General features: G+C 56.6%; 24 protein-coding genes. 15 read left to right on the top strand and 9 right to left on the bottom strand.

Annotated features, from left to right (window positions below):
• Positions 1-475 precede the first annotated feature (475 nt).
• The 5 genes from K0H80_RS19405 to mog all read left to right on the top strand — a co-directional run bounded on the left by K0H80_RS19405 (position 476) and on the right by mog (position 7081).
• On the top strand, positions 476-1132 hold the full coding sequence (locus tag K0H80_RS19405) for a porin family protein (RefSeq protein ID WP_220072672.1): 657 nt from the start codon (positions 476-478) through the stop codon (positions 1130-1132).
• A 229-nt stretch (positions 1133-1361) separates the two neighbouring features.
• Positions 1362-2264, top strand: coding sequence for a diguanylate cyclase (locus K0H80_RS19400; protein WP_220072671.1), 903 nt, complete (start codon positions 1362-1364; stop codon positions 2262-2264).
• Positions 2265-2277: 13 nt separating this feature from the next.
• The gene (locus K0H80_RS19395; protein WP_220072670.1) at positions 2278-3240 is read left to right on the top strand and encodes an ABC transporter substrate-binding protein; all 963 of its coding nucleotides are present in this window, start codon (positions 2278-2280) and stop codon (positions 3238-3240) included.
• 3 nt (positions 3241-3243) lie between these two features.
• Entirely contained in the window at positions 3244-6372 is a 3129-nt protein-coding gene (locus tag K0H80_RS19390; RefSeq protein ID WP_220072669.1) for a hybrid sensor histidine kinase/response regulator, read from the top strand.
• 175 nt (positions 6373-6547) lie between these two features.
• The gene (gene mog, locus K0H80_RS19385; RefSeq protein WP_011867581.1) at positions 6548-7081 is read left to right on the top strand and encodes a molybdopterin adenylyltransferase; all 534 of its coding nucleotides are present in this window, start codon (positions 6548-6550) and stop codon (positions 7079-7081) included.
• A 71-nt stretch (positions 7082-7152) separates the two neighbouring features.
• Here mog and K0H80_RS19380 read toward each other — a convergent pair whose 3' ends face one another.
• The gene (locus K0H80_RS19380; protein WP_011867580.1) at positions 7153-7332 is read right to left on the bottom strand and encodes a hypothetical protein; all 180 of its coding nucleotides are present in this window, start codon (positions 7330-7332) and stop codon (positions 7153-7155) included.
• A 134-nt stretch (positions 7333-7466) separates the two neighbouring features.
• On the opposite strand from K0H80_RS19380, the gene K0H80_RS19375 reads away from it, so the two are divergent.
• The gene (locus K0H80_RS19375) at positions 7467-8474 is read left to right on the top strand and encodes a GlxA family transcriptional regulator (protein ID WP_220072668.1); all 1008 of its coding nucleotides are present in this window, start codon (positions 7467-7469) and stop codon (positions 8472-8474) included.
• A 90-nt stretch (positions 8475-8564) separates the two neighbouring features.
• On the opposite strand, the gene K0H80_RS19370 is transcribed toward K0H80_RS19375, so the two are convergent.
• The 5 genes from K0H80_RS19370 to K0H80_RS19350 form a co-directional block, all read right to left on the bottom strand.
• Positions 8565-8816, bottom strand: a complete 252-nt coding sequence (locus tag K0H80_RS19370; RefSeq protein ID WP_011867578.1) for a hypothetical protein — start codon at positions 8814-8816, stop codon at positions 8565-8567.
• 165 nt (positions 8817-8981) lie between these two features.
• The gene (locus K0H80_RS19365; protein WP_220072667.1) at positions 8982-9230 is read right to left on the bottom strand and encodes an ELKS/Rab6-interacting/CAST family protein; all 249 of its coding nucleotides are present in this window, start codon (positions 9228-9230) and stop codon (positions 8982-8984) included.
• 56 nt (positions 9231-9286) lie between these two features.
• Positions 9287-10420: an ABC transporter permease gene (locus tag K0H80_RS19360; RefSeq protein WP_220074041.1), complete on the bottom strand. Its 1134-nt coding sequence runs from the start codon at positions 10418-10420 to the stop codon at positions 9287-9289.
• Positions 10420-11154: an ABC transporter ATP-binding protein gene (locus tag K0H80_RS19355; RefSeq protein WP_220072666.1), complete on the bottom strand. Its 735-nt coding sequence runs from the start codon at positions 11152-11154 to the stop codon at positions 10420-10422. The genes K0H80_RS19360 and K0H80_RS19355 overlap by 1 nt, the downstream gene beginning before the upstream one ends.
• Positions 11147-12700 (bottom strand): alpha/beta hydrolase, encoded by a 1554-nt coding sequence (locus tag K0H80_RS19350; RefSeq protein ID WP_220074040.1) that lies wholly within the window; start codon positions 12698-12700, stop codon positions 11147-11149. The genes K0H80_RS19355 and K0H80_RS19350 overlap by 8 nt, the downstream gene beginning before the upstream one ends.
• A gap of 115 nt (positions 12701-12815) precedes the next feature.
• Between K0H80_RS19350 and K0H80_RS19345 the strand changes: the two genes are divergently transcribed.
• The 5 genes from K0H80_RS19345 (at position 12816) to K0H80_RS19325 (ending at position 17813) form a co-directional block, all read left to right on the top strand.
• Positions 12816-13196 (top strand): GntR family transcriptional regulator, encoded by a 381-nt coding sequence (locus K0H80_RS19345; RefSeq protein ID WP_011867573.1) that lies wholly within the window; start codon positions 12816-12818, stop codon positions 13194-13196.
• Positions 13197-13210: 14 nt separating this feature from the next.
• A complete protein-coding gene (locus K0H80_RS19340; RefSeq protein WP_258406142.1) occupies positions 13211-14056 on the top strand; it encodes an ABC transporter ATP-binding protein in 846 nt (281 codons plus the stop codon).
• Positions 14053-15315, top strand: coding sequence for a hypothetical protein (locus tag K0H80_RS19335; protein WP_220072664.1), 1263 nt, complete (start codon positions 14053-14055; stop codon positions 15313-15315). Before K0H80_RS19340 ends, K0H80_RS19335 begins: the two co-directional genes overlap by 4 nt.
• Before the next feature lie 127 nt (positions 15316-15442).
• Positions 15443-17239 carry an AMP-dependent synthetase/ligase gene (locus K0H80_RS19330; RefSeq protein WP_220072663.1) on the top strand — a complete coding sequence of 599 codons (1797 nt, stop codon included), beginning with the start codon at positions 15443-15445 and terminating at the stop codon, positions 17237-17239.
• Positions 17240-17408: 169 nt separating this feature from the next.
• Entirely contained in the window at positions 17409-17813 is a 405-nt protein-coding gene (locus K0H80_RS19325; protein ID WP_220072662.1) for an acyl-CoA thioesterase, read from the top strand.
• Positions 17814-17818: 5 nt separating this feature from the next.
• Here K0H80_RS19325 and K0H80_RS19320 read toward each other — a convergent pair whose 3' ends face one another.
• Entirely contained in the window at positions 17819-18064 is a 246-nt protein-coding gene (locus K0H80_RS19320) for a GNAT family N-acetyltransferase (RefSeq protein ID WP_041406816.1), read from the bottom strand.
• A gap of 157 nt (positions 18065-18221) precedes the next feature.
• Between K0H80_RS19320 and K0H80_RS19315 the strand changes: the two genes are divergently transcribed.
• Entirely contained in the window at positions 18222-19205 is a 984-nt protein-coding gene (locus K0H80_RS19315) for a Solitary outer membrane autotransporter beta-barrel domain (RefSeq protein WP_491572521.1), read from the top strand.
• 17 nt (positions 19206-19222) lie between these two features.
• Here the strand turns inward: K0H80_RS19315 and K0H80_RS19310 are convergent, their stop codons facing one another.
• A complete protein-coding gene (locus K0H80_RS19310) occupies positions 19223-19651 on the bottom strand; it encodes an acyl-CoA thioesterase (RefSeq protein ID WP_220072660.1) in 429 nt (142 codons plus the stop codon).
• 192 nt (positions 19652-19843) lie between these two features.
• Entirely contained in the window at positions 19844-20521 is a 678-nt protein-coding gene (mtnC, locus tag K0H80_RS19305) for an acireductone synthase (protein ID WP_220072659.1), read from the bottom strand.
• 240 nt (positions 20522-20761) lie between these two features.
• On the opposite strand from mtnC, the gene K0H80_RS19300 reads away from it, so the two are divergent.
• From K0H80_RS19300 to K0H80_RS19290, 3 genes are all read left to right on the top strand, one after another.
• A complete protein-coding gene (locus K0H80_RS19300; RefSeq protein ID WP_220072658.1) occupies positions 20762-21568 on the top strand; it encodes a tetratricopeptide repeat protein in 807 nt (268 codons plus the stop codon).
• 43 nt (positions 21569-21611) lie between these two features.
• Positions 21612-22763, top strand: a complete 1152-nt coding sequence (locus tag K0H80_RS19295; protein WP_220072657.1) for an alpha/beta hydrolase-fold protein — start codon at positions 21612-21614, stop codon at positions 22761-22763.
• A gap of 273 nt (positions 22764-23036) precedes the next feature.
• Positions 23037-23984 carry a PDC sensor domain-containing protein gene (locus K0H80_RS19290; protein ID WP_220043740.1) on the top strand — a complete coding sequence of 316 codons (948 nt, stop codon included), beginning with the start codon at positions 23037-23039 and terminating at the stop codon, positions 23982-23984.
• Positions 23985-23994 lie beyond the last annotated feature (10 nt).

The raw sequence follows: 23994 nt of genomic DNA, 5'->3' as shown, positions 1-23994 counted from the left end.
CTCATTAAGCTCATTAATTTAACGCCCCAAGCGCTTCATTTTCTGCCATGAAAGTTCGGCCGAGCGTCAGATGACGAGCAGTTTGCCTGCCATTAAGTCGCTGTTTAATAGAAATATGGGGGGAGGCGGCTGAGATTTTTAAGGCGCAGAAGGATAAGTTTTAGCTGAAATGGCGTGGGTTTCCTGAACCTAAGCTGACAGATCCCTCCTTAAGAAAGTGTTGTTCGTCCGTTTTTGAACTCTGCTTAAAATTGCATCGTAGATTTTTAGTTTGGCATAACACGTTGAAATTATTTGGTTAGTTTACGTTGGCGCTTGTGTGGCATCACGTAAGACTGTCTTTCATGTATTTGAATATCGAATAGTTTCTAATTCAATATTTGCGAAAGTCGCAAGGAAAATGGCCCCCATCTGACGAGCCAAGGTTTGATGCTCGTGAGAGACATTCATCAAAATATAGATATGGGGAATATACATGAAAAAGTCAGCTATTGTTGTTGCTACATTACTTGCGTTATCTGCCGGTGCGGCTAACGCCGACGTGCTAAACGGCTTTACCGGTAAGGTAGAGGCTGAGCACACCACTCAAGACAAGTCGACTAACCTGGAAGCCAGAATTGGCTATGATTTCAACTTCGGCGCCGTGTCTGTGATCCCGTTTGCGTCAGTTGAGACCCAATATGAAGACAAGCGTTTCAACGACGGTTCATTCGGCGGTGGTCTGCGTGTACAGACTAATTTCGATAACTTCTATGTCTATGCCGAAGGCCGTGCAATGCGCAAAGACCGCATCAAGGTCTATGGTGCAACGCCTATGGATATCACAGGCAATGGTGCCGAAGTGATAGTAGATTCAACCGTTAAAGAGTATCGCGCCGAGGTGGGTACTGGTTACCAGTTCGATAGCGGCCTATTCGCCGGTGTCGAGGCGTCATACACACGTGATCGTTTCGAAGGTGTTAACTCAAATACCCGCAACGTATTCGCCGTTGCCGGCTATGAGTTCATCGACAACCTGGCTGCCTATGTCAAGGTGGGCCGTGAAGATTCAGGCGAGCTGGCCGTGCCTTATGCCAATGACGCGACTAAGTGGGAAACCAAGTCGGTTATCGGCTTAACCTACCGCTTCTAAGCATTCATGATTTAAAAAAAGGGCCTGTTGGCCCTTTTTCATTTTGTGCCTTTGCTCTCTCCATCTTGGCCTCAATCGCCCTGGAGCAAACCCGCTTGCCATCTGCCCTGACATCTGTGATGTTAATGATGGGATTTACGGATGAAAAAATCCTTTCTGCTACACTTAAAAATATCTCTATCCATTTGAAACATTGCGGCTAATTGCTCATGGCTGATTAGGGGATTGCATGGAAGAACAATCTGTAGTGCTGGTGGTTGATGATGTGAAGACCAATGTGCTGATCATGAGGCAGTGTCTGAAGGAGATGTTTCAGGTTTGGACCGCCGATAGTGGCGAGGAGTGCCTCAGGGTCGCCAAGCAGAAACCCGACATCATCTTGCTGGATGTGCTGATGCCCGGCATGGACGGCTATCAGGTGTGTCGTCAGCTGAAGGCCGATCCTGAGACCGCTGAGATCCCCATCATCTTCGTGACCGCCAAAGACTCGGACGAAGACGAGCAGAAGGGGCTGGAGATAGGCGCGGTGGACTATATCACCAAGCCGATCCGTCCGGCGATTGTACGCGCCCGGGTCAGTACCCATATCCAACTCAAGCAGCATAGCGACAAGCTTAAATTCATGGCGCTGCATGACCAGCTTACCGGTCTCTACAACCGTCATTTTCTCGCCGAGCGCGCCGCCCAGAGCCTCTCCGCCATGGTGCGGCACCAGCAGGAGCTCTCCATCGTGATGCTGGATCTGGATCACTTCAAGAAGATCAATGACTTCAATGGCCACCATATCGGCGATCTCGTGCTGCAGGCGGTGGCCAAGCTGTTGCAGGACTGCTTTCGCAAGGAAGATGTGGTGGCGCGCATGGGCGGCGAGGAGTTTGTCATCCTGATGGAGTGCGGCCTGGATATCGCCAGAGAGAAGACAGAAGATGTGCGTCAGCAACTGGCACGCCTCAACCCCATGGGGCTGGAGGTGACGGGCAGCTTCGGCGTGGTGACCGCCAATCCCCAGAACGCCGAGCTCTCTCACCTCTTGGTGTTGGCTGACGAGGCCGTGTACAAGGCTAAGGCCGATGGGCGCAACTGTGTTGTCTGTTATCAGGATGGCGCCTATCTGACGGTAGAACATGATTAAGGAAGAATAACAAATGATTAAGGGAATCATTTCTGGGCTATTGCTGTCGTTACTCGCCCTATTTCTGCTCGGCTGCGGGCCTAAGAAGGTCGAAGAACCTATTACCATCGCCATGAACCCCTGGCCCGGCTACGAACTCCTCTATCTGGCCAAGCAGAAGGGGTTCTTTCAGCAGGTGGGCGCCAATATCGAGCTGGTGCAGGTGTCGACCCTCTCCGATGCCCAGCGGGCCTACTTAACCGGCTATGTGGATGGCTTTGCCAGTACCATGATAGAGGCGATTCAGGTGGCGCCTCTGGGGGGCAAGCCGATTAAGGTCGTCTTGTTGGCGGACTACTCTGACGGTGGCGACGTGATTATCGCGCCCGACGCGTTCGAGAATATGCAGGCGCTCAGGGGCGAAACTATTGGCTGCGAGGTCAGCTCCTTAGGGATCTTCGTGCTGGAGCGGGCCCTCAGGCAGCACAAGATGCACATAGACGATGTGAAGGTGATCAATGTGGAGCAGGGGGCGGCGGTGAGCGCCCTGGCCATAGGCAAGATTGCCGCCATGGTGACCTATCCGCCCTATTCGGTGGAGATACAGTCCAGCGGCGCCTATCGTCAGCTGTTCTCCACCAAGGAGATCCCAGAGGAGGTGTTAGATACCCTGTCTATTTCCTCCAGCGTCCTGGCCGAGCATCCACAACTGGTGGAGCAGATCCGCCAGGCCTGGCAGCTGGCGATGGACTATATGCAGCAGGATCCCGAGGAAGCGATGGCCATCATGGCCAAGCGTGAAGGGCTTCAGGTAGCTGACTTCAAGGGCGCGCTGGCGGATCTCAAGCTGCTGAGTGGCGAGGATCAACGCAAGCTGTTTGCCCAGAACGACAAGCTGATTCAGCTGGGCTACAGCGTCTGCGAGACCCTGGTCAAGATAGAGGCGATCGAGTCCGATTGCCGCCATGTCGACAACCTCTTCTATCGGGCGCCTTAGCCTATGTGGCGTCACTATCGGGACAAGATTGCCCAAGGCATAGTCTATAAGCTGAATCTGGCCACCTTAGTGTGCGCCCTGATCATCTCAGGCTTTATCGCCCTCTATTACTATGAAGAGATGACCGAGCGCACCCAGTATCAGGTCGATTATGAGATAGCCCAAGTGTCTGTGTCGCTGCGACTCGCCCTGGAGGCCAGCACAGACTTCAGCAACATGCGCAGGGTGGTCAACGGCCTGGCGGCTCAGGGGAGCATCAAGCGTCTGGTGCTGTTCGATCCCCGCGAGAAACAGATAGTGGCCGATAACCTGGGGCAGTATCTCGGCAGTCCGCTGTCGACCAGCCTGGCCCCGGAACTGGCGGAGATGGTCAGGCTGGTCAGCGATAAACAGAGTTCCAAGGAGGTCTGGCGCCAGGGCAGCATAGTGCATCAGGTGCAACAGGTGTATCTGATCTCCCCCGAGTTGCAGCGCCTTCGGGCCTATGTGCTCTATGTCAGGTACGATGCTAAGGAGATCGAGGCCTATAGTCTCGAGGAGCTGATCCACTATGTGAGCTTCCTGCTGCTGGGCTTTGCCATATTGCTTACGGTTAACCTCTATGTGCAGCACAGGGTGCTGCTGGATCCCATTCGCCGTATCCGGCGTCAGATAGAGGCCTTCGGCGGCCAGAAGACCATACGCCTGGACAGCGACGATGAGTTTGGCGTGTTGGTTAACAGCTACAACGAGGCGGTCAGCGCCCGTAATCAGAAGCAGCTAGAGCTGCAAAAGTCCCGGCGCTATATCGACAACATCACCAACGTGATCCCGATTCAGCTGGCCTATGTGGACGCCCAGAGCCGCTATCGTTTCATCAACCAACACTATCTGCAGTGGCTCGGTAAGACCGAAGAGGAGGTGCTGGATCAGACGGTGGAGGCGGTTCAGCCCGCGGATGTCTACCAGCTGATAAAGCCCTATCAGCAAGGTGTGCTGGCGGGCAACAAGCAGGTGTTTGAGGCGGAGACCATAGATGCGGATCAGGCCCCCAGGTTCTTCCATATCACCTATGTGCCGGACGTGGGTGACGATGGTCTGGTGGAGGGCTACTTCATCTGTGTCGAAGACCTGACCCGGATGAAGCTCAACGAGCGCAAGATAGAAACCTACGCCCAGGAGATGGAGTTTAGTAACTGGGCGCTGTCGGAGGCGCGGGAGAAGGCCGAGGTCGCCGCCAAGACCAAGGAGGATTTTCTCGCCTGTATGAGTCATGAGATCCGCACCCCGATGAATGGTGTCATCGGCATTCTGGGGCTGCTGGGGGAGACCCAGCTGTCGCCGATGCAGAAGCGTTATGTAGACGTGGCCTCGGCCAGCGCCGACTCCCTGCTGTCGCTGCTCAACGATATTCTGGATTTCTCCAAGATAGAGTCGGGCAAGTTCGAGATAGAGGCGATCGAGTTTGACCTGGTGGAGCTGTTGGATCTCTTCGTCCAGTCCGTGTCCCTCAAGCTGGAGGAGCGTCACCTGCCGCTGTTTGTGGATATCACCCAGCTGCAGTATCGCTACGTGGTCGGCGACCCCAGCCGTCTGCGTCAGATCTTGGTGAATCTGGTAGGCAATGCCATCAAGTTTACCGAGGAGGGCTGGATCGCACTGCGGCTCTCGAACCGCCTGAGCGAGTCGGGCGAGGTGCTGCTTTCCTGCGAGGTGGAAGATACCGGCATAGGCATAGCCAAAGAGAAGCTGGCCATGTTGTTTAACCCCTTCATACAGGTCGATAGCTCCACCACCCGCATGTTCGGCGGCACCGGGCTGGGGCTCTCCATCGCCAAGCGCCTGTGCGAGCTGATGCAGGGAGAGATCAAGGTCAGGAGTCAGCAGGAGGTGGGTAGCATCTTCAGCTTTACCCTGACTCAGCAGCTGGCCGACAGCGACAAGATGATAGATTGGCGCGCTGGTCTATCGCCCGAGCGGATTACCCTCACGGGGCAGCTGGGCGCGTTTGAGCGCATGCTGGGCGAGCTGCTCACTAGCTGGGGCGCCAGGGTGAGCTACCTGGAAGAGGAGGATGCCATCCCCGAGACGGATGTGATCATCTACAGCTTCGCCCCGCGGCGGGAGGCCTTTGTCGAGGAGTTAAATGCCTGGCGTGAACTGGTGGAGCAGCAGGTAGATCGCCCAAATACCAGAGTCCTGCCGCTGCTCTCCTATTGGCAGCAGACAGAGTTCGAGAAACAGGATGCCAGGGTGCCACATCTGGGCAGACCCCTGAATATCCGCCAGCTGATCCGCGCCCTGTCTGATCGGGCCGATGAGGATATGATCGAGCCTGTCATAGAGCCGATAGCGGAACCCAGCATGCCGGACAAGCCCAAGGTGTTGCTGGTGGAAGATAACAAGGTCAATCAGATGGTGGCCCTCGGCATGTTGCACCAGCTGGGGGTGGAGGCCGATGTCGCCAGCAATGGCCGTGAGGCGCTGGCGCTGCTGTCGGCGCTGCAGGGGAATCCCTATCAGCTGATCCTGATGGATTGCCTAATGCCCGAGATGGATGGCTTTCAGGCGACGGCGGCGATTCGCGAGGGGCTGGGGGGCAGCCAGTTCTGTGCCCTGCCCATCATCGCCCTGACGGCCAATGCCATGAAGGGTGACAGGGAGCACTGCATACGGGCGGGGATGGATGACTACCTGACCAAGCCGCTGGTGCTTAGCGTCCTGAAGGAGTGTCTCTATCGCTGGTTCTCTCTGAGCCAGCAAAATTATGAGGCGGCCCTGGGCCATGACCCGGATGTAGAGGCACTGCCCACGCAGGTTGAAGCCGAGAGTCAGCTGTTCGATCGCGACAGCGCCCTGGCGCTCATGTCTGGGGATGAGGCGCTGCTGGATGAGGTGTTGCAGGTGTTTGTCGAGGAGATGCAGGATCACAGGCAGGCCTTTATCGAGGGGATAGCGGCCGCCGATTGCACTGCCATTCGCTCCAGCGTCCACGCCATCAAGGGTGCTGCCAGTAATCTCAGCATGACGGCGCTGGTGGAGCTTGCTCGCCAGCTGGAGGCAGATGCCCGCCGCGGCGATCTGCAGGCGGTGCTCGCCGGTCGCGAGGCCTTTCTCGAGCTGCTCGAAGATACCCTGGCCTGCTGTCACTGATCAGCACGGCGGTTTTCCTGTTTGGCTCACCTTAGGTCGCTAATATTCGACCTCTGTCCCACTTTTATCTCTTTTGGGCCACTTTAGCGATCGGCAAAATATGTTATTTTAGGGCGCAACCCTGGCGGGGCGCTTGGCGCCGCGCACGACCCAAACATCTAAAGGATAAAGTGGAATGGCAAAAGCAAAGATAGGCATAGTCACAGTCAGTGATCGCGCCAGCGCCGGCGTGTATGAAGATATTTCCGGTAAGGCGATCATCGAGGTCTTGGGCGAATACCTCACCTCAGAGTGGGAACCTGTCTACGAAGTCATTCCCGATGAGCAGCCAATTATCGAGCAGACCCTGATTAAGATGGCCGATCAGCAAGATTGTTGCCTCATCGTCACCACGGGTGGCACAGGGCCGGCCAAGCGTGACGTGACCCCAGAGGCGACCGAGGCGGTGTGCGATCGCATGATGCCGGGCTTTGGTGAGTTGATGCGCGCCGAGTCGCTCAAGTTTGTGCCTACTGCCATTCTGTCCCGTCAAACCGCCGGCCTGCGTGGCGACAGTCTGATCGTCAACCTGCCCGGTAAGCCTAAGTCGATCCGCGAGTGTCTGGATGCCGTGTTCCCGGCGATCCCTTACTGCATCGATCTGATGGAAGGGCCTTATCTGGAGTGTGACGAGGCGGTGATCAAGCCCTTCAGACCTAAGGCGAAATAAGCTGTTTCGCCCCGTCGACTCAAGGAAAGGCCCGGCTTATGCCGGGCTTTTTTATGTCCATGGCCTTAATATCAGACGCCCTTGCGGATGATCTGGTGGGCGCTGTAGGCACTAAACAGCAGCAGGCTAGGGATGGCGATGAAATGGGCGAAGAGATTGGGCTGGGTGGTAAAGTGCAGCCACAGCAGCAAGGTCCAGCTCACGCCCAGGTAACTCAGGCTCAACATCAGGTGTAGTGTCCGTGTGTTCATCAACTTACTCCTTCACTTTCTCGTTAAATCTGCAATGGGGTCAGTATAAAAACTCGACAAACGGCTAAAAAGTGTCATTATTGACAAAATAAGGGTGATAAGTGACAGGTTGCGTGTTGATGAGGGGGGCAGAGATGAAGACAATCATGATACTGGCGGCGGGCAATGTGGTGGCCGGTGGCATAGTGGGGCTGATCGATGTGTTCAGCTTTACCAATGCCCTCTATCGCAGGCTGCATCCTGAGGCGACCCAAGATCTGTTTCACTGCCACATTGTCTCTGGCGACGGCCAGGCGATCACCACTAACCAGGGCTTTCAACTCGCGGCCATGGGGCTAAGCGATGCGGCGCAGCTAGAGGCGGCCGATGCCGTGGTGCTGGCCTCCGCCTTCGTGACTAACAAGGCGGAGTTTATGGCATACTCCCAGGACTTTGCGCCCCTGCTTGGGCCGTTAAAAGCTTATGCCGAGACGGGCAAGCCCATCGCCGCCTACTGCTCGGGTACCCTGATGCTGGCGGCCTCTGGGCTGCTGGATAACAGGCGGGCCACCACAGTCTGGTGGCTGTCGCAGATGTTTGAGCGTAACTTCGCTAGGGTCAATCTCTGTATGGACTCTTTGGTGGTGTCAGATGGTCAGTTTCACACCGCCGGGGCGACTACCTCTAACCTGAGTCTAGCACTGCATCTGGTGGGCTTGCTGGCGGGTGAGGCGCTGGCGCAGCAGATGGCCAAGATTCTGCTCATAGATCCTAACCGCATCTCTCAGCAGCCCTTCATGACCATGGCGATCACTCCTGAGCAGCATCAAGATGAGGTGGTGAGCAAGATTCAGCAGTGGATGCAGTCCAATCTAGATCAAAACTGGTTGCTCGATGAGATAGCGCAGAAGTTTGCCCTGGGTAAGCGCACCCTGATCCGCCGCTTCAAGAAGGCCCTCAACGAGACGCCCGCCAGTTACATGCAGCGTCTGCGGGTCGATGAGGCCAAGCGGCTGCTGGAGACCACTGAGTTGGCGCTGGAGCAGATAGTCGAGCGGGTCGGCTATGAAGATGTCAGCTCCTTTCGCAAGCTGTTCATTCAGTTGACCAGCCTCTCTCCCAGGGCCTATCGGCAAAAATTTAATACCCACAGCTGCTGTTGAGGTTAGTCGCTTTCGGGCGTTTGTATATGGCTGTTTATTAAGGCTGTTAGCAGTAAGCTAGAGGCGGGCGCTTAGGGCGCCCGTCTTAAGTTAGTGGGTGTCTTTGAGGTGTTTGTCCAGATAGGCCTTTAACTGGGCATCACTCTCTTTTCTCTTCTTGCGTTCATGCTCGTCCATGGCGTTCATCACCTGACGCTGGCATTCCAGGCGGTTATTCTCCCGCTGCAGCGGATTGGTGGCGTGGTCGGTCTGGGCGTCGCACAGTGCGCTGGCACAACCCGAAAGGCTGGCCAGGGCAAACAGGCCAACGAAAGTGTGTTTGATGGCGGATATTATGGTCATATCGTCTCGAATATAAGATTTTTACAGCGATTTGTCTTAGTCCGCCATTATAAAACCATTTGCCGCCTGCGGCACAAGTGAAAAACCCTAAAGATCTTATGGTATTGCTGGGCGCCTTACCTAGTGCTGGATCTAAACGAGGCTAAGTTAAGCCAAGACCCAAGCCTAAGCACCGCGATTGAGCTCGGCAAACTCCTGTTTCAGCTGGTAGTCGCTATCGGTGACGATACGCTCCAGCACGCTGACGCGCTCGGCCAGTCGCTGGTTTTCCTGTCTCAGGCGGCTCATCTCATCCGTGTCGCCCCGTGTAGGGCGGCGTCTCTCTTGCCTGAGGCGGTATTTATAGAGTTCGCTGAGGCTGGTGGCGACCACCAAGACCAACATGACGATCATAATCACTTGTTGCTTATCCATAGCATGCTCCTTGTAGGGCCACCCGATGGCGGCCCTTGTCGATGACAAAGTCGGGGTTAGAGTCCGAAGACGATTTTCTCGCTCTTGAGTGAGCGCTCCATGCCCAGGGCCAGTGCCAGGGCGATGACGAAGGTGATGGCACTGGAGAGCGCCAGCTGCATCATGGGGATCTCTTTGCCCTTGATGAAGGCGATCAGCGCCTGCATCTGACCCGAGATAGGCAGCCACTGCAATGTGTCTGGCGCTATGTTGTAGCTCGCCGCCATCGACAGCATCATGGGCACGATCAGCACTATGGTGAGGTAGGACTGAGCCTCCTTGAACGACTTGGCCATGAAGGAGACGAACAGCTGCAGCGCCGCCGCCATCAGGGCGATGGGCAGGCCGATCGCCAACATCAAGAGGATGAAGTCGACATTGATGTTGACCGAGAAGCCCAGCTCCTGCCAGGGCACGAAGCCATAGGCGACCTTAGAGATCACCAGGGTGAGGATCAGCCCCAGCATGGCGAAGATGGTCACCGCCGCCACCTTGGCCAGCACGATATCCCGGGTCGACACCGGATGGCTGAGTAGCAGGGCTAGCGAGTTGCGCTCGCGCTCGCCGGCGCTGGTGTCTATGGCCAGGTTCATGCCAGAGATAAACACCGCATAGACCATCATGAAGATGGCGACGCCTAAGATCATGCCGCCCTTGGAGTCTGAGGTGGCCTGATCTTCCACCTTGACCTTGATTGGCTGCATCACCTTAGGGTCGATGCCGCGGGCGATCAGTCGCAGGCTGCCCATCTCGGCGCTGTATTGCTGCAACGCCTTCTCCAGGCGACGGATAGAAGATTGTAGCTTCTCGTTGGAGTTGTCGGCGATCAGCACTATCTCGGCGGCCTGACTCTTAGCCATGTTGGCGGCGTAGTCAGGGCTGATGACAAGCTCTATCTCCTTGCGATCGGCCTCATCACCCTGGCTTATCTCGTTGCTGGCGAGGTACTTCACCAGATCCGGCGCGCGCTCGCCGTGGGTGATGGTGATGTTAAGCGCCTCTGGGCTGGTGATCTGGCCGATGAGGATCATAAACATGCCGCACATCATCAGCGGCGCGCCGATGGCGTAGTAGAGGCCCGCCATCACGGAGCGCTTGTCCCTGGCGGCATCGGTCAACTCTTTTCTGACCATAGTAATGATTGAACTGATCATGCTGCGATTCCCTCGTCGGTACCGATTAGCTGAATGAAGGCGTCTTCCAGTGAGGCCTGGCCTGTCTGTTGGCAGAGTTCCTGTGGGCTGCCGACGGCGACCACGCGCCCCTCGGCCATGACGATGACGCGATCACACAGGGCGGCGACCTCCTGCATCACATGGCTGGAGAAGAGTACGCAGTGTCCCGCCTGCTTGAGATCCCTGAGCAGGTCGCGCAGCACTCGGGTGCTCATCACGTCCAGGCCGCGGGTGGGCTCGTCGAGTATGATGTTGGTGGGCTCATGCACTATCGCCTGGGCCAGCGCCGTCTTCATTCTCTGCCCTTGGGAGAACCCCTTGCAGCGGCGATCGGCAATGTCGTCCATGTGCAGCTTGCTCAGCACCTTGGCCGAGGCGGCCTTGGCTTGCTCGCGGGAGAGGCCGTTAAGCTCGGCGAAGTAGCGGATATATTCTCTCGGCGTCAGCCGCTCATACAGGCCGAACGGGTCTGGGAACAGGCCCAGCTGCTGTTTGGCGGCCACAGGCTGTTTGGCGACATCTATGCCGTCGATCTCGGCGATGCCTTGGTCTGGCTTGAGCAGGCCGAAGACGGTGCGCAGACAGGTGGTCTTGCCCGCGCCGTTGGGGCCCAGCAGGCCGGTGATCTGGCCGTCCAGCGCCTCGAAACTGAGGTCGTTCAGCGCCTGCACCTCGCCGATCCGTTTAGATAAATTCGATACCTTAATCATGGCGTGCTCCTTGCTGCTGGTCGCTAGCGAGAGTGGAATGGCTGAGTGTGTCCTGTGGGATGGCCTCAACCGTGTTGGCGTTGAGGTAGAAGTTACGGCTGATATCTTTGCTCAGGCACTCCTGAGACAGGCCGTCGACGCTGCCGCTGCTGATAAGCTCGGCGATCAGTGTGTTGGCGCAAGACTGATAGGCCACCCCATGGGTCGCATAGGGGGCGACGAAATGCTTGGCATTGGTCAGCTTGGCCATGGCCAGCTCGCCCCAGCTAGGTGGCGTGGCCGGGTCTATCTGTCCCGACAGCACGAGTGTCGGTAGGGCGCTGGCAATGGGGGCGGAGAAATCTTCATCCACAGCCGGAATATGCCAGATAGGGCAGCTCAGATCGAAGGCCTCAAGCATCTCCCGACCGAAGTAACTCTGGCCTATCTGCTGACGCTCGGCCTCGCTGAAGCGGTGCCAGTCTTCGCCACAAACCACGGCAGAATGCATGCCGGCGGCTATGCCAGTGCTGTTCATCGTGAGGGCGTACAGCCCCATGATGGCCTGAAAATTCCCCTCAGCCGCCTGGTGGATGGCGTGGGGCAGCAGCGCCCTAACATTGGGCATATAGAGCGCCATGCGGATGGCGCCCATAAACTTGGCGCGGGTCATGGTCAGCTGGGTCGGCGCATTGGTGAGGGGATCGCGGGTCTGGCTGATCTGCGGTCCCTGGCTGAGCTGCGCCTCGACCTGTTCGAGTTCGGCTTTGAGATTAGGGAACTCTTGATGACACAGGGTGTTGCCCTGGCAATCCTGGAGCAGCAGGTCGATGGCGCGGGTGATGGCGTCGCCGATATTAAGCACACTCTGCTGCATGGGCACCACGCCGTCCAGGGTCACGGTAGCTAGGGCCTCTGGGTAGTGACGCATATAGAGCTGGGCCATTCGGGTACCGTAGGAGATGCCATACAGGTGCAGCTTCTGGTATCCCAGGGCTTGCCTTACCGCCTCGAAATCTTTGAGGGCAGTTTCGCTGCCATACTGGCTGACGTCGGCATCTATCTTGGCGAGGCAGGCCTTGGTCTCGGTGGCGATATCCAGCTCATCGTCGTTGAAGGCCAGGCCACCCTCGAAGCCGGCGCCTTCACAGACGAGTTGGTTAGAGAGGCCGGTGCCGCGCTGGTCGATCAGCAGTATGTCTCGCTGCTGGCGCACCTTGGTAAAGATCTTGTCGAAGCTGGCGGCGTTATCTATGGCCGATTGGCCTGGGCCGCCGGCGATGGCTAATAGCGCTTCTTTCTCGAAACTGGGCTTGATGGCGGGCAGAACCAGATAGTGGATCTGTATCTGTTTGCCCTGGGGCTTAGCATAGTTTTCCGGTACCGTGATGGCGCCGCAGCGCAGACGATCAGACAGGTCGTCCACATAGCAAGATGTCGGCTGGCTGTCTTGCTTATCTGCTGGTTGAGCGTCTGCCCAGGTGGGCTGAGACAACAGCAGTAGCGCCAAGCAGGCGGGCAGGAGTAGCGCGGCTAGCCGCTGCTGCCGGGTGAATCTATTGGCCATCAATTTAACCTTTCCTTGAAGCATGATACCGATTCCTTAGTTGAAATTTACCGTATCTATGTTAATTTAGTACTGTATCGGTGTATCAATGTATTAATACAGTGAATAAAGGCTAATGCTAGATTTACTCAATGTCAACCCCAGTAATGGCGACCCCATCTACCGCCAGCTTAGCGATCAGATAGTGCGTCTGATCGTCGGCGGCCAGCTGCAACCTCAGGAGGTGCTACCGTCGGTGCGGCAGATCGCCGAGCACCTGGCGGTCAATCCCATGACGGTCTCCCGCGCCATTCAGCAGTTGGTGGAACAGGGCTGGCTCGAGCGTCGCCGCGGTCAACCCACCCGGGTGGCACAGCGTGGCGACAGCCAGGGCACCTCGAGTGCCGACCTGATGGCGCCACAAGTCAATTCACTCATCAACCAGGCTAAGCAGTTAGGGGTAAGCCTGGAGGAACTCAATGCCATCATCGCCAAGGCATGGCAACAGGCGCAATAAAGGAACAGATGCAGATGCAAGAGAGCAATCAAGCCATATTGGCCTTTCATGGGATCACTAAGGCCTTTGACGGACAGTTAGCCATTGACGAGCTGTCGATGACCCTCTATCCCGGCATGGTGGTAGGCCTGCTGGGGCAAAATGGTGCGGGCAAGTCGACCCTGATGCGCTGCGCCCTGGGGATCCTCGATGTCACCGAGGGGCAGATAGAGATACTGGGCGGCACCAGCGACAACATCAGCTCGGCGCAGAAGGAGCTGATAGGCTATGTGCCTCAGCAACCCTTTGGCTATGAGGGCTTCACCGTCGAGCGCGCCCTGGCCCTGCATCGCAGCTTCTATCCTAACTGGGACAGGTCGCTGGAGCAGGAGTGGCTGAGCCGCTTCCAGCTCGATGGGGCGCAGCAGGTACAGCGTCTGTCTGTGGGGCAACGCCAGTCGCTGGCGCTGATCATGGCCATGGCCTATCGCCCTAAACTGTTGATCCTCGATGAGCCGGTTGCCAGCCTGGATCCTATCGCCCGTCGTGAGTTTATGTCGGATCTGTTCGACCTGGCGCTGGATGCCGGCTCGGCGGTGCTCTTCTCTTCACACATCACCTCAGATCTCGAGCGGGTCGCCAGCCATGTGGCCCTGATGCGCAAGGGTAAGCTGGTACTCTTCAAGGAGATAGATGCCCTCAGGGAGAGCGTGCAACTGGTGAGTCTCAAGCCGGGCGAGTCTCTGCCCGAGGGGCTTGTTGTGCTCAACCGTCAGCAGGATAAGCTGCTGGTGGATCACTATGAGGCCGCCATGGCACCAAGCTTCACCTCAGTGACGCCAATGAACCTGGAACAACTCTTCATGGAGTTGCACAGATGATGCCTAAAGCGCTGCGCGGCATGCTGCGCTTCTGGCTGTTCGATGTGGGCAGCGCCAGCTTTCTCGGCACCGGGCTATTGGCGCTGGTGATGATGCTGGTGCTGGCGTTCTCGGGCAAATACGACGCCATGCCTATCATGCTGGGGATGATGCAGGTCTCTACCTGCGCGGCGATCGCCTGGCAACTCAACCGCCTGTCGGCCACCGAGTGGGCCAGCCTGGTGCCCGGCTACGCCGAGAGCATTCAATGGCAGGCGCTCATCGTGGGCATTATCGCTACCCTGATCTCGCTGAGTGCGGCGATACTATTGCCCCTCGAGGCGGCGGTCCAGCAGGTGCTGCTGGCGAGCCTGGCTGGGGTCGCCTTCATCTATTTCTGTCGCCGACACATCAAGGGGTTCTACTTTTCTTTCGCCCTGTTTCTGCTGCTGCCCTTTACACCTGAGATGACGGCATTTCTGCCTAGCCTCAGCTTCTACCTTGTGCCGCTGGCCATCGTGGGGCTCATCTATCTCATCCGCACTGACCTCAAAGCCGAGGTTTGGCATCTGGAGGCCAGATCTGTCTACCTCAATGGCCTAGAGATGGGCTGGTTCTGGTTGCCTAATCTGGGTTCAAACAGCCTGATGAACCGTCTGGACAGGTGGCTGCATCCGGTAAACTTCTTCGTCGGCCCCATGCTCTCCATGATGCTGGTGTTACTGCCTGCACTGGCGCTGCTGCTGGGGCTGGTGAATTATTTTGTCGGCATCGAGCTGCCCGTGCTCTTCATCATGGGTCAGTTCAGCGCCGTCGCCTGTACCTTGGTTCACTGGAGCCGCGTGCAGAGATGGCGGGCGACTGAGACCCTCTATATCTTGCCGGGCTTCGACGGTAAACAGGGGCTGATAGAGGCATTCGCCAGTGCCCAGTATCGTCTGCTGGGGTATTTCACCGGCACCATGGCGCTGCTGGCCACCTGCACCCTGATACTCAAGCCCGACTTTACCCTGCTCATCTGGAGCCATCTGGTACTCAGCACCTTCTGCGTCTGCGCCTTCTTGCTGGGCCTGGGCTGCGCCGCCCGCAGCGCCATGCATATCTCACTGAGTATGTTAGTGGTGATCTGTCATGCCATCTGGTTGTCCACCGCGCTGGTGGCACTGCGCGAGGGCAGAGATCTCACCACCTATGTGACCCTGGATATCGGTCTGGTGGCCTTTTCTCTGCTAACGCTTTGGTGGGGCAAGCGAAAGTTGTGGCGTGACGCCCTAGCCTGATCCGACTAGTGCCTGGCTTTTGTGCTCCAATTAACATTATTGGAGCAAAAACTCTTATTTTTTGGCCGCCATTGCAGTAAAATGCGCCAAAACAGGTACAAGTGTACGCTAAAAGGGTCAGGAAATTATGTCGCTCCAACAGTATCATCCTATCAGCCTGATGCAGGCCCAGAGCCAGCAACGTGGCGATGCCATCGCATTGGAAGGCTATGGCTTATCGGCCCCTTGGCAGCAGATCAGTTGGCGACGATTCGACGAGATTGGTGACCAGATCGCTAAGGCGCTGATCGCTTCTGGCTTCGCGGCTCAAGACAAGGTGGCGATCCTATCGCAAAACTGCCCCCAGTGGACCTGTGCCGACGTCGGTGCCCTCAAGGCCAAGGCTGTGGTAGTACCTATCTATCCCACCAGTACCCTGGAGCAGGCGCGCTACATCATAGACGACGCCCAGGCCAAGCTGATCTTTGTCGGTGACGCCGAGCAGTACCGCATGGCCCGTGAACTGATTGCGCTCTGCCCCAGCCTGACCCAGATAGTGGTCTTCGATGCCGAGGTGGCGCTGGTGCAAGAGGAAACGGCTGTTCATTTCGATAGCCTGCTGACGCAAAGCCATTCGCCCGAGGTCGATGCCGAACTGGCTCACCGTCTGGCTAACCTGGCCCTGGACGATCTGCTGACCCTGATCTACACCTCGGGCACCACGGGCGACCCTAAAGGGGTGATGCTGGATTATCGTAATATCGCCTCTGTGATCCGTCAGCACGATACTATCTTGCCCTTCACGCCTGGCGATGTGTCGCTGGCCTTCTTGCCGCTGAGTCATGTGTTCGAGCGCGGCTGGAGCTTTTACGTGTTGTGCCGCGGCGGCCATAACGTCTACCTCAAAGATCCTATGACGGTGAAAGAGGCGATTGTCGATATTCGTCCCCATACCCTATGTGTGGTGCCGCGCTTCCTGGAGAAGGTCTACAGCGCGGTGCAGGACAAGGTGAATAAGGCGCCCGACACTCGCAAGAAGCTGTTCGCCTGGGCCATGTCTGTGGGTGAGCGTCAGTTCGAGGTCAGCCAGGGGCGTGCTAAGGCTTCCTGGTGGCTCAAGACCCAGTGGAAACTGGCCCATAAGCTGGTGTACAGCAAGCTGCAGCAGGTGCTGGGTGGCAGGCTTAAGTTTATGCCTTGCGGCGGCGCGGCGCTGGATCAGAACGTGGCCAGCTTCTTCCATGGCATAGATATTCCCGTGCTCTGCGGCTATGGCATGACGGAGACCACGGCGACCGTGACCTGTAATACCCTGGATAACCGTGTCGCCGGCTCTAACGGTAAGACGCTGCCAGAAGTCGAGATCAAGCTGGGTAAAGACAACGAGATCCTGGTGCGCGGCGATACCGTGATGCGCGGCTACTACAACCGCCCTCAAGAGACCGCCGACAGCTTCGAAGATGGCTGGTTGAAGACGGGCGACGCAGGCCAGATAGACGAGCAGGGCAACCTGTTTATCACAGACAGAATCAAAGAGTTGATGAAGACCTCAAACGGCAAATACATTGCGCCGCAGCGGGTCGAGGGTAAGGTAGGTTGCTGCCCCTTCATCGAGCAGGTGGCGGTGATTGCCGATGCGAAAAACTATGTGACCGCGCTTATCGTACCGGCGTTCGAGTCGTTAGAGGCTTGGGCCGAGGAGAAGGGGCTGCATTACGAGTCGCCAATGGAACTGCTGCGCCACAGCCATGTGATCGAGCACTTCGAGCAGCGCCTCAAGCATCTGCAGCAGGAGCTGGCAGGCTTCGAGAAGATCAAGAAGTTTACCCTGCTGCCCGAGGCATTTTCCATGGAGGCTGGCCTACTGACGCCGACCATGAAGCTAAGGCGTAAGATGATCTACCATAAGTACGCCACAGAAATTAATGCTATGTATGTGAAATAGCGGAAATAGCCGAAATAGCTCGAATGGTAAGGGCGCCTCAACAGAGGCGCCCTTATTCTATGGGCCAGTATCTATAAGGTCAGTAGTCCAAAAGTCCATCTTGCATCCCCCTGGTATCTCGGTTAACGTCTTTGGCACAAAAATAACGACTTAGTCTTAGGAGCTCCCTGTGCCGTTACGCTCTTTCAGTTTAACCATTCAACCCAGATTCAATGAAACCGATGGCCTGGGCCATATCAACAATACCGTCATGCCTGTCTGGTTCGAGGCGGCGCGCGAGCCTATCTTCGCCATCTTCAATCCTTCGCTCAATCTGGCCGAGTGGAACCTTATCGTGGCGGGTTTCACCATCGCCTATACCTCGCCGACCCAATATGGTCAGCCGGTGGAGATCAAGACCTGGATCAGCCGTGTGGGCAATGCCAGTTTCGAGGTGGCGCAGCAGAGCTGGCAGGGCGGCAAGATGACCGCCGAGGCCAAGACCACCTTAGTGCATTACGACTATAGCGTCGATAAGAGCCAGCCCATAGGGGAAGAGGTGAAGCAGGCGCTGCTGACCCTGACCGGCGAATAAACGGGTTACAAAAACTTCTGCACGTACCAGCAACTGGCGCTGATGGCGAGTTGCTGGGACTTGGCCCACTCCAACCCATGGCGCACCAAGCGCCCGGCCACGCCCTGACCCCTGAGGGGATCCGGTACGAAGGTCCGTACAAAATCCACCTTATCACCTTGTCGTTGATATTCTAATACCGCATCATGGCCTGCAATCGACAACACAAATCGCTGCTGGTCGGCCTGGTGTAATATTGTCTCCTGGGTCATAGTCTGCTTCTCGTTTGGTTGTATGACTCTTAACGTTAGCACAGGGTGAGGAGATAAGTCACAAGATGATTCGGTCAACATTTAGCTTAGGGGTTGCGGCTTGATAAGCCTATCTTTCAGTCGTTTAAAGCACATTACGGCCCAGGGACTTGCGGCATTGGGACTCACGCTCCTGTTAGGGAGCGGCACCACTGTCTTGGCCCAGGAGGTCGACATTCGTGGGGCGGTCGAGGCCAAGGTGAAGGGGGATATCACCAGCGCCATGGTGCTGACCGACGCCAACCTGATCACCTTAGGCATAGTCGATTTTAACCCCAACACCATAGTGGACCTGAGTGAGATAGGCGACATCAACGCCGGTGATGAAGAGTCGCTCAAGCGTCGCAGTCAGCTGACCTCCTACACCTTGCCTTGGGAGAGCGACACTGTGCCGCTCTCGCCCGAGTGGTCCCAAAGCATCCAGGTGCGCCTCTCCTACGTGCATGCCAGCGACAGCATACAGGGGCTGGAGGATGAGACCATCAGCAGTCCGATCAAGGATACCAGCTATCTGCTGGCGGGCGAGTATCGATGGAAGTATCAGATCAATGAACAGTGGCGGGCGGTCTTTGGCCTGGGGGCGCAGTTTATCTGGCTGGAAAACCGCCTAATCTATAACGACCCAGTGTTGCGCAGCGTCAGTGGCATTCTCGACGACAAGCTGGTAAACACCAGCTATGGCGCCATCATGTTCGACCCCAATGCCGAGCTGACCTATACCGGTGACCTCATGGGGAACAAGTGGGAATTTATCAGCACCCTCAGATACGGCATAGGTCGTAGCCTGCTGACCGACGATGGCATGCAGGCGGTGACGCCTCAGGTCGGGCGTCTGAGCAACGCCCTGGTGTTTCACTATGGGCTGCCCGACTTCTTCGACCGTCAGAACGAGATGCGCCTGCTGGCCAAGCGGATCGATCTTAGCGGCGATGTTATCGACCCCATGGGCACGCGCCACTACTATGAGTTCGGCGCCGGCTGGGTGGTGCAGATCCCTTCGCTGTCAGCCTGGCTGCGTAACATAGGGATAGGCATCACACTCAACATCAACAGCGGCCTGAGTGGCGGCGGCATAGTGTTGCTGTTTAACGAGGAGATGTGAGCTCGGCACAATCGAGGTTAGTCGATGCAGTGCTCTCTGAGCACTGCCAACAGCTCGTCGGGCAGATCGGCCTTGGCTTGTTTATTGAAGTCGAACATGACGGCGACCGAGGAGCCCTTGGTGGTGATCGCTTGTTGCTGCTCGCTGAACACCTGATAGTGCATGGTGAAGCGGTCCTTGTGGATGTCGCTGATGCTGACGCCGATTAATAGGGTGTCGGGAAAGGTGACTGGGCGCTTGTAGCGTGCATGGTTATCGCTGATCACTGGGCCCATGCCGTACTGGTAGAGCTTATCTAGCGGGAACAGCTGGTTAAAGAAGTCTATCCGCGCCGTCTCGAAGTAACGGAAATAGACCGCATTGTTGACGTGCTTCAGGGCATCCATCTCGCCCCAGGCGACCTGGATACGGGTGTGAAAGGGAAACTGGCTAGCGAACTGCTCCATATCTTAACCTTTAATTTCAAACAAGCGTTTAGTTTTGGGTTAAGATATCAGCATCTCGCCACAATACCAATCCCTGAGGGCGTTCGAGTGGCTAATGAATTTGGATGAGGCTTTCTCTCGTTCTTCGATTTGTTCGGCGAGCGGGCAACAAAAAAGACACCCTGGGGTGCCTTTATTTTTCAAAGCGACAGATTAGAAGCTCAACTCTTTAAAGTTGGTGATCTGTGGGTAGTCGCCGGTGCGCTGGGTGGTCTCGCGCACCATCTGCATTACACGCATCCCCGCCTGCTCGGCAGCTTTGAGCTCCTCGAGCACATCAGAGATAAACAGCACCTGCTTAGGCGCCAGGCTGATGGTGTTGATGATGTTAAGGTAGGCCTGTTTAAACAGTTTGTTGCCGGTGCGGGTGTCGAAATGGCCATCGAAATATTCGGTCAGGTCGCCGCCGTCGCTGTGGCTGAACAGCAGTTTCTGGGCATCCACAGAGCCAGAAGAGAAGCTGTAGAGACGCACGTTCTGCGCCTTAATCTCTTTCACGCTGTCGATGAAGTCAGGGTAGATGTGGCCCTTAAATTCGCCCTTGGCGTAGCCCTGTTTCCAGATCAGGCCTTGCAGCGTCTTAAGCGGAGTGGCCTTGCGATCTTCGGCAATCCACTGCTGCAGTATCTCCACCACGCGCTCCAGTGAGGCGTCCGGCTCCAGCGCGATATCTTTCACATCGCTGATGCAGTTGTCGACCAATACATTAGTTTGATTCTCTTCTAAAAAATCAGCGAGGGCCTTAGACGAATAGGGAAAAAGGGTGTCCTGAATAAAGTTCAGATCGGTTGTTGTACCTGCTGTATCTACAACTATGGCTCGAATACCCATAACGTTGGCTTACTCCACTATGCATTAATAGAAATGATTCGCTTAAATGACAGGCCAGATCCTAAGCTGAAAACGCCCCTTTGGCTAGTGAATTATCGCCCAAAGACGAGCGAAGGCGCAGCGGATCACAAGGGGAAACAGGTCTGGCGTTTTCGGGTGGAGGTTTGACTTGCTTTTGCTTAAATATCATACTCATTCGCTTGGGGCGTAAACCATGGAAAGGGAAACAAGGAAGGGCGAATGACTGTTAAATACCTCAAATTTATTAGCTGCTTAGTCTTGATTGCTGGTAGCTACTGCCTGCCACTTGCGGCCAAGATCAAAGTAAAGCCGCTGCCGATTCAGCTGGAGAGCTGTGAGCGTGGCGAATGCGTCGATCATTTCAAGGAATACAAGACGCTGGCCCGTTATGGCCATTCCGATGCTATGTACACCCTTGCCGAGATGTACCGTCTGGGCTATGGCACAGAGAGCGATATGCGTCTATCCACTAAGTGGTATCGCCGCGCCGCCAAGTTAGGCAACCCTTTTGCTCAGTACAAGGCGGCCATCCTCTATCTACAGGATGGTGAGAATCAGGATATCGACAAGGCGATGCGCTACCTGCGAGACGCCAACCGCGCCGATCTTAACGAGGCGGCTCATCTGTTGGGAATGCTCTACGTAGAAGGCGAGTTGGTGGAGAAGGACAAGGTGAAAGCCAAGGACTACCTGACCAAGGCCTATGAGGCGGGTCATGAGCCGACACTTAACCTGCTGGCCGAAGTTAGCGAGGTGGCCCTCGAGGTCAAGCGTCAGGCTAAGGTGGCGCCGGTTACGCCCAAGAGTCAACCCGCACCGACAGATGAGATGGAGGTGATCGAGGTACGCGCCCCTAGTCTGGAAGAGGTGTTTTCCTACCACATCGCCACTTTGCGTGCTCGTGTGCCCGATGGCATCAGCAGTACGGGCACCTCGCTGCGGGGTCGTACCTGTGGCGAGATGATCTCCTGTAATACTCAGGAAGACAGAGAGCGTATTCGCGATTTTCTCATGTCCACCTGGTAACGGCTCAGGTCGCCCTATCACTTAACAATAACAAGGAATACACGTGATAAATAAATGGATTGCTGGTGTTATCTTACTGCTCGGCAGTGGCTTGAACCTGGTTCAGGCGGCGCCGACCAACCTTGAAACGCTGATGGTTAAGGCGCCGGGTGTCGACAAGCCCATGGCCTTCAAGGTCACTCTGCCCGCCAGTTATGGCGAGAACCTAGATAAGCGCTATGTGCTGCTGTTCGACTTTCATCCCCGCAGCCGCGGTTATCTCGAGGGGATGCATGACTGGATGAGCCACAACGGCGACTGGCCCTGGCTGGAGACCATAATCGTCACCGCGCCCGACGGCGACCAGGTGCTGGGCAAGTTGAAGAGTCAGGCGATAGAGCAGGAAGGCAGCGTCGCCCTGCTGGACTTCATGGAGCAGTCGCTGCTGCCCGCCATTGACGCCAAGTATCGCACCAACGGCTTTCGTATCATGAACGGCTTTACCGGCAACGCCGGCCTGGTGCTCTACACCTTGCTTAATCGCCCCGAGCTGTTCAACGCCTACCTGGCGGCGAGCCCTGTGCTGAGTGACGATTTTGCCTATGTGATCAAGTCGGCCGCCGACAAGCTGGAGAAGCTCAAGGGCAAGCCGCGCTACCTGATGCTGACCACCAGCGACAGCGATTTCGAGCAGCGTCAGCTGGCGGATTTCGCGGCTTTGGAGGAGCTGCTTGAGACGACCAATCATCCGGCGCTGCACTATAAGGTGAAGCGTTTCGACGGCACCTACTATATGACCCAGCCGATCCTGGCGACCGCCTACGGCATAGAGTGGCTGTTCGACGACTACCACAAGGTGCTCTCGCCAGACTCAGCGATCGCCAAGGGCGGCGTGAAGGCGATTCTCGAGCATTACAATTACCTGTCGCAGCAGAAGTATGGTTTCCCCGTGCCCTCCACCGATTCGCTGATCGCCCTGGCAGACGCCGAATTTGCCAAGGATAAAGACAAGGGGCTGGCTGTTTATCAGGTGGCGGCGGAGGCCAATCCTGACTCCCACACTGCCCATGATGCCCTGGCAAGGGCCTACGGCGAGCTGAAGATGTTCGACTTAGCCATCGCCCAGCAGAAGCAGGCGCTGGCCAAGACAGACCATCCCTTCTGGACACGCAAGTACAGCGAGAGCCTGGCAGCGTTAGAGGCGCAGCGGCACTAATTGATTCTACATAAGGCTCTCCCCGCCGTTTACCTGTGTTGAAATACGCCGGCATCTGCCCTCTTTTGGTGCAGATGCCAGTGCGTTTCGGCGCAGTCATAGCGAATTGCACGCCTTGGCTCCGGCGATTCATCTCCTTATCAGTCCCTCCCAGCCTGGGTTTTCGCCCGGTGGCGCGGCGTTTTCCTCTGTCTTCGCCAGGTTACTGTGCCCGCGAGAGGGATTGGCGCCATAGTTGCAAAGCTTAGAGTCGTTATCTAAGGGGAGCAGTCTATGGCGGCAATGAGTTACTTGAGCGTGATCGAGCGGTACCATGAACATGAGCAGCTGGTGAAGGAGCTGCTGGAGTCGATTCTGGTGGGGATAAGCGATCCCCTGATGCTGTCCGACCCTGGCTTTCGGGTGCGGGCCATGGCCGAGATCGCCAACAGCTATCCCTTTATCGAGCTGCTCTATGTGCTCGACGGCGATGGGGTGCAGATCAGCGACAACGTGGCCATAGTCAATCGTGTGGTGCAGGCGATCCCCGTGGGGCGCAACCTAAGTAGAAGCCACAGGCCCTACTTCTCCAAGGCGCAGGAGACGCAGTTACTTAAGATCACCACTCCCTATCTCTCCAACGCCAGCGGCCAGCTCTGCCTGTCGGCCTCCTATCGTATCGAAGACGACTCGGGGCGGGGTTTTATCGTGGTGGATATCAATCTCACTCAGTTGATCGAGTTTATGATGGGCGATCGGGCCAGACGGCGGGCGACGCCCCTGTTCAAGGGGGTCTATACCGCGCTGGTGGTCGGGCTGTTTATCATGGTGCTGGTGCTGATCAGCATGGCGACCGTGGATATTGCCGCCTTGCTCGCCGAAGGGCTGGTGCCCAGCGGCTCCATCAAGCCCTTTAGCATCATCATCTTTATCACCCTGGCCCTGGCCGTGTTCGATCTGGGTAAGACGATCCTCGAAGAGGAGGTGTTGATGCACAAGGATATCTTTCGTCACAGCTCAACCCGGCGCACCATCACCCGCTTTATCTCCACTATCTTGATTGCCATCTCCATCGAGGCCCTGCTGACCATGTTTAAGGCCTCCCTGGGAGAGATGAAGTATGTGCAGCCCGCCATCGGCATGATGTTCGCCGTGGTCGGCCTGCTGGTGGGGCTGGGGATCTATGTGTTTCTCGGCGCCAAGGCCGAGCTGCTGCTCAAACAGGGCAATGGTAAGCCTTAGGCCCTTGGCT

The sequence above is a fragment of the Shewanella aegiceratis genome, from assembly GCF_019457495.1.
GTDB lineage: Bacteria > Pseudomonadota > Gammaproteobacteria > Enterobacterales > Shewanellaceae > Shewanella > Shewanella loihica.
The sequence above is the reverse complement of the archived record's forward strand: the minus strand, read 5'-3'. Positions and strand labels throughout refer to the sequence as shown.

Excerpts from the sequence above, each read along its gene's own strand:
- mtnC (WP_220072659.1), bottom strand. The coding sequence starts at position 20,521 with ATGGGTATTCGAGCCATAGTTGTAGATACAGCAGGTACAACAACCGAT.
- K0H80_RS19345 (WP_011867573.1), top strand. The coding sequence starts at position 12,816 with ATGCTAGATTTACTCAATGTCAACCCCAGTAATGGCGACCCCATCTAC.
- K0H80_RS19400 (WP_220072671.1), top strand. The coding sequence starts at position 1,362 with ATGGAAGAACAATCTGTAGTGCTGGTGGTTGATGATGTGAAGACCAAT.
- K0H80_RS19405 (WP_220072672.1), top strand. The coding sequence starts at position 476 with ATGAAAAAGTCAGCTATTGTTGTTGCTACATTACTTGCGTTATCTGCC.
- K0H80_RS19300 (WP_220072658.1), top strand. The coding sequence starts at position 20,762 with ATGACTGTTAAATACCTCAAATTTATTAGCTGCTTAGTCTTGATTGCT.
- K0H80_RS19290 (WP_220043740.1), top strand. The coding sequence starts at position 23,037 with ATGGCGGCAATGAGTTACTTGAGCGTGATCGAGCGGTACCATGAACAT.
- K0H80_RS19365 (WP_220072667.1), bottom strand. The coding sequence starts at position 9,230 with ATGGATAAGCAACAAGTGATTATGATCGTCATGTTGGTCTTGGTGGTC.
- K0H80_RS19370 (WP_011867578.1), bottom strand. The coding sequence starts at position 8,816 with ATGACCATAATATCCGCCATCAAACACACTTTCGTTGGCCTGTTTGCC.
- K0H80_RS19320 (WP_041406816.1), bottom strand. The coding sequence starts at position 18,064 with ATGACCCAGGAGACAATATTACACCAGGCCGACCAGCAGCGATTTGTG.
- K0H80_RS19395 (WP_220072670.1), top strand. The coding sequence starts at position 2,278 with ATGATTAAGGGAATCATTTCTGGGCTATTGCTGTCGTTACTCGCCCTA.
- K0H80_RS19335 (WP_220072664.1), top strand. The coding sequence starts at position 14,053 with ATGATGCCTAAAGCGCTGCGCGGCATGCTGCGCTTCTGGCTGTTCGAT.
- K0H80_RS19330 (WP_220072663.1), top strand. The coding sequence starts at position 15,443 with ATGTCGCTCCAACAGTATCATCCTATCAGCCTGATGCAGGCCCAGAGC.
- K0H80_RS19355 (WP_220072666.1), bottom strand. The coding sequence starts at position 11,154 with ATGATTAAGGTATCGAATTTATCTAAACGGATCGGCGAGGTGCAGGCG.
- K0H80_RS19350 (WP_220074040.1), bottom strand. The coding sequence starts at position 12,700 with ATGGCCAATAGATTCACCCGGCAGCAGCGGCTAGCCGCGCTACTCCTG.
- K0H80_RS19375 (WP_220072668.1), top strand. The coding sequence starts at position 7,467 with ATGAAGACAATCATGATACTGGCGGCGGGCAATGTGGTGGCCGGTGGC.
- K0H80_RS19340 (WP_258406142.1), top strand. The coding sequence starts at position 13,211 with ATGCAAGAGAGCAATCAAGCCATATTGGCCTTTCATGGGATCACTAAG.
- mog (WP_011867581.1), top strand. The coding sequence starts at position 6,548 with ATGGCAAAAGCAAAGATAGGCATAGTCACAGTCAGTGATCGCGCCAGC.
- K0H80_RS19310 (WP_220072660.1), bottom strand. The coding sequence starts at position 19,651 with ATGGAGCAGTTCGCTAGCCAGTTTCCCTTTCACACCCGTATCCAGGTC.
- K0H80_RS19390 (WP_220072669.1), top strand. The coding sequence starts at position 3,244 with ATGTGGCGTCACTATCGGGACAAGATTGCCCAAGGCATAGTCTATAAG.
- K0H80_RS19380 (WP_011867580.1), bottom strand. The coding sequence starts at position 7,332 with ATGAACACACGGACACTACACCTGATGTTGAGCCTGAGTTACCTGGGC.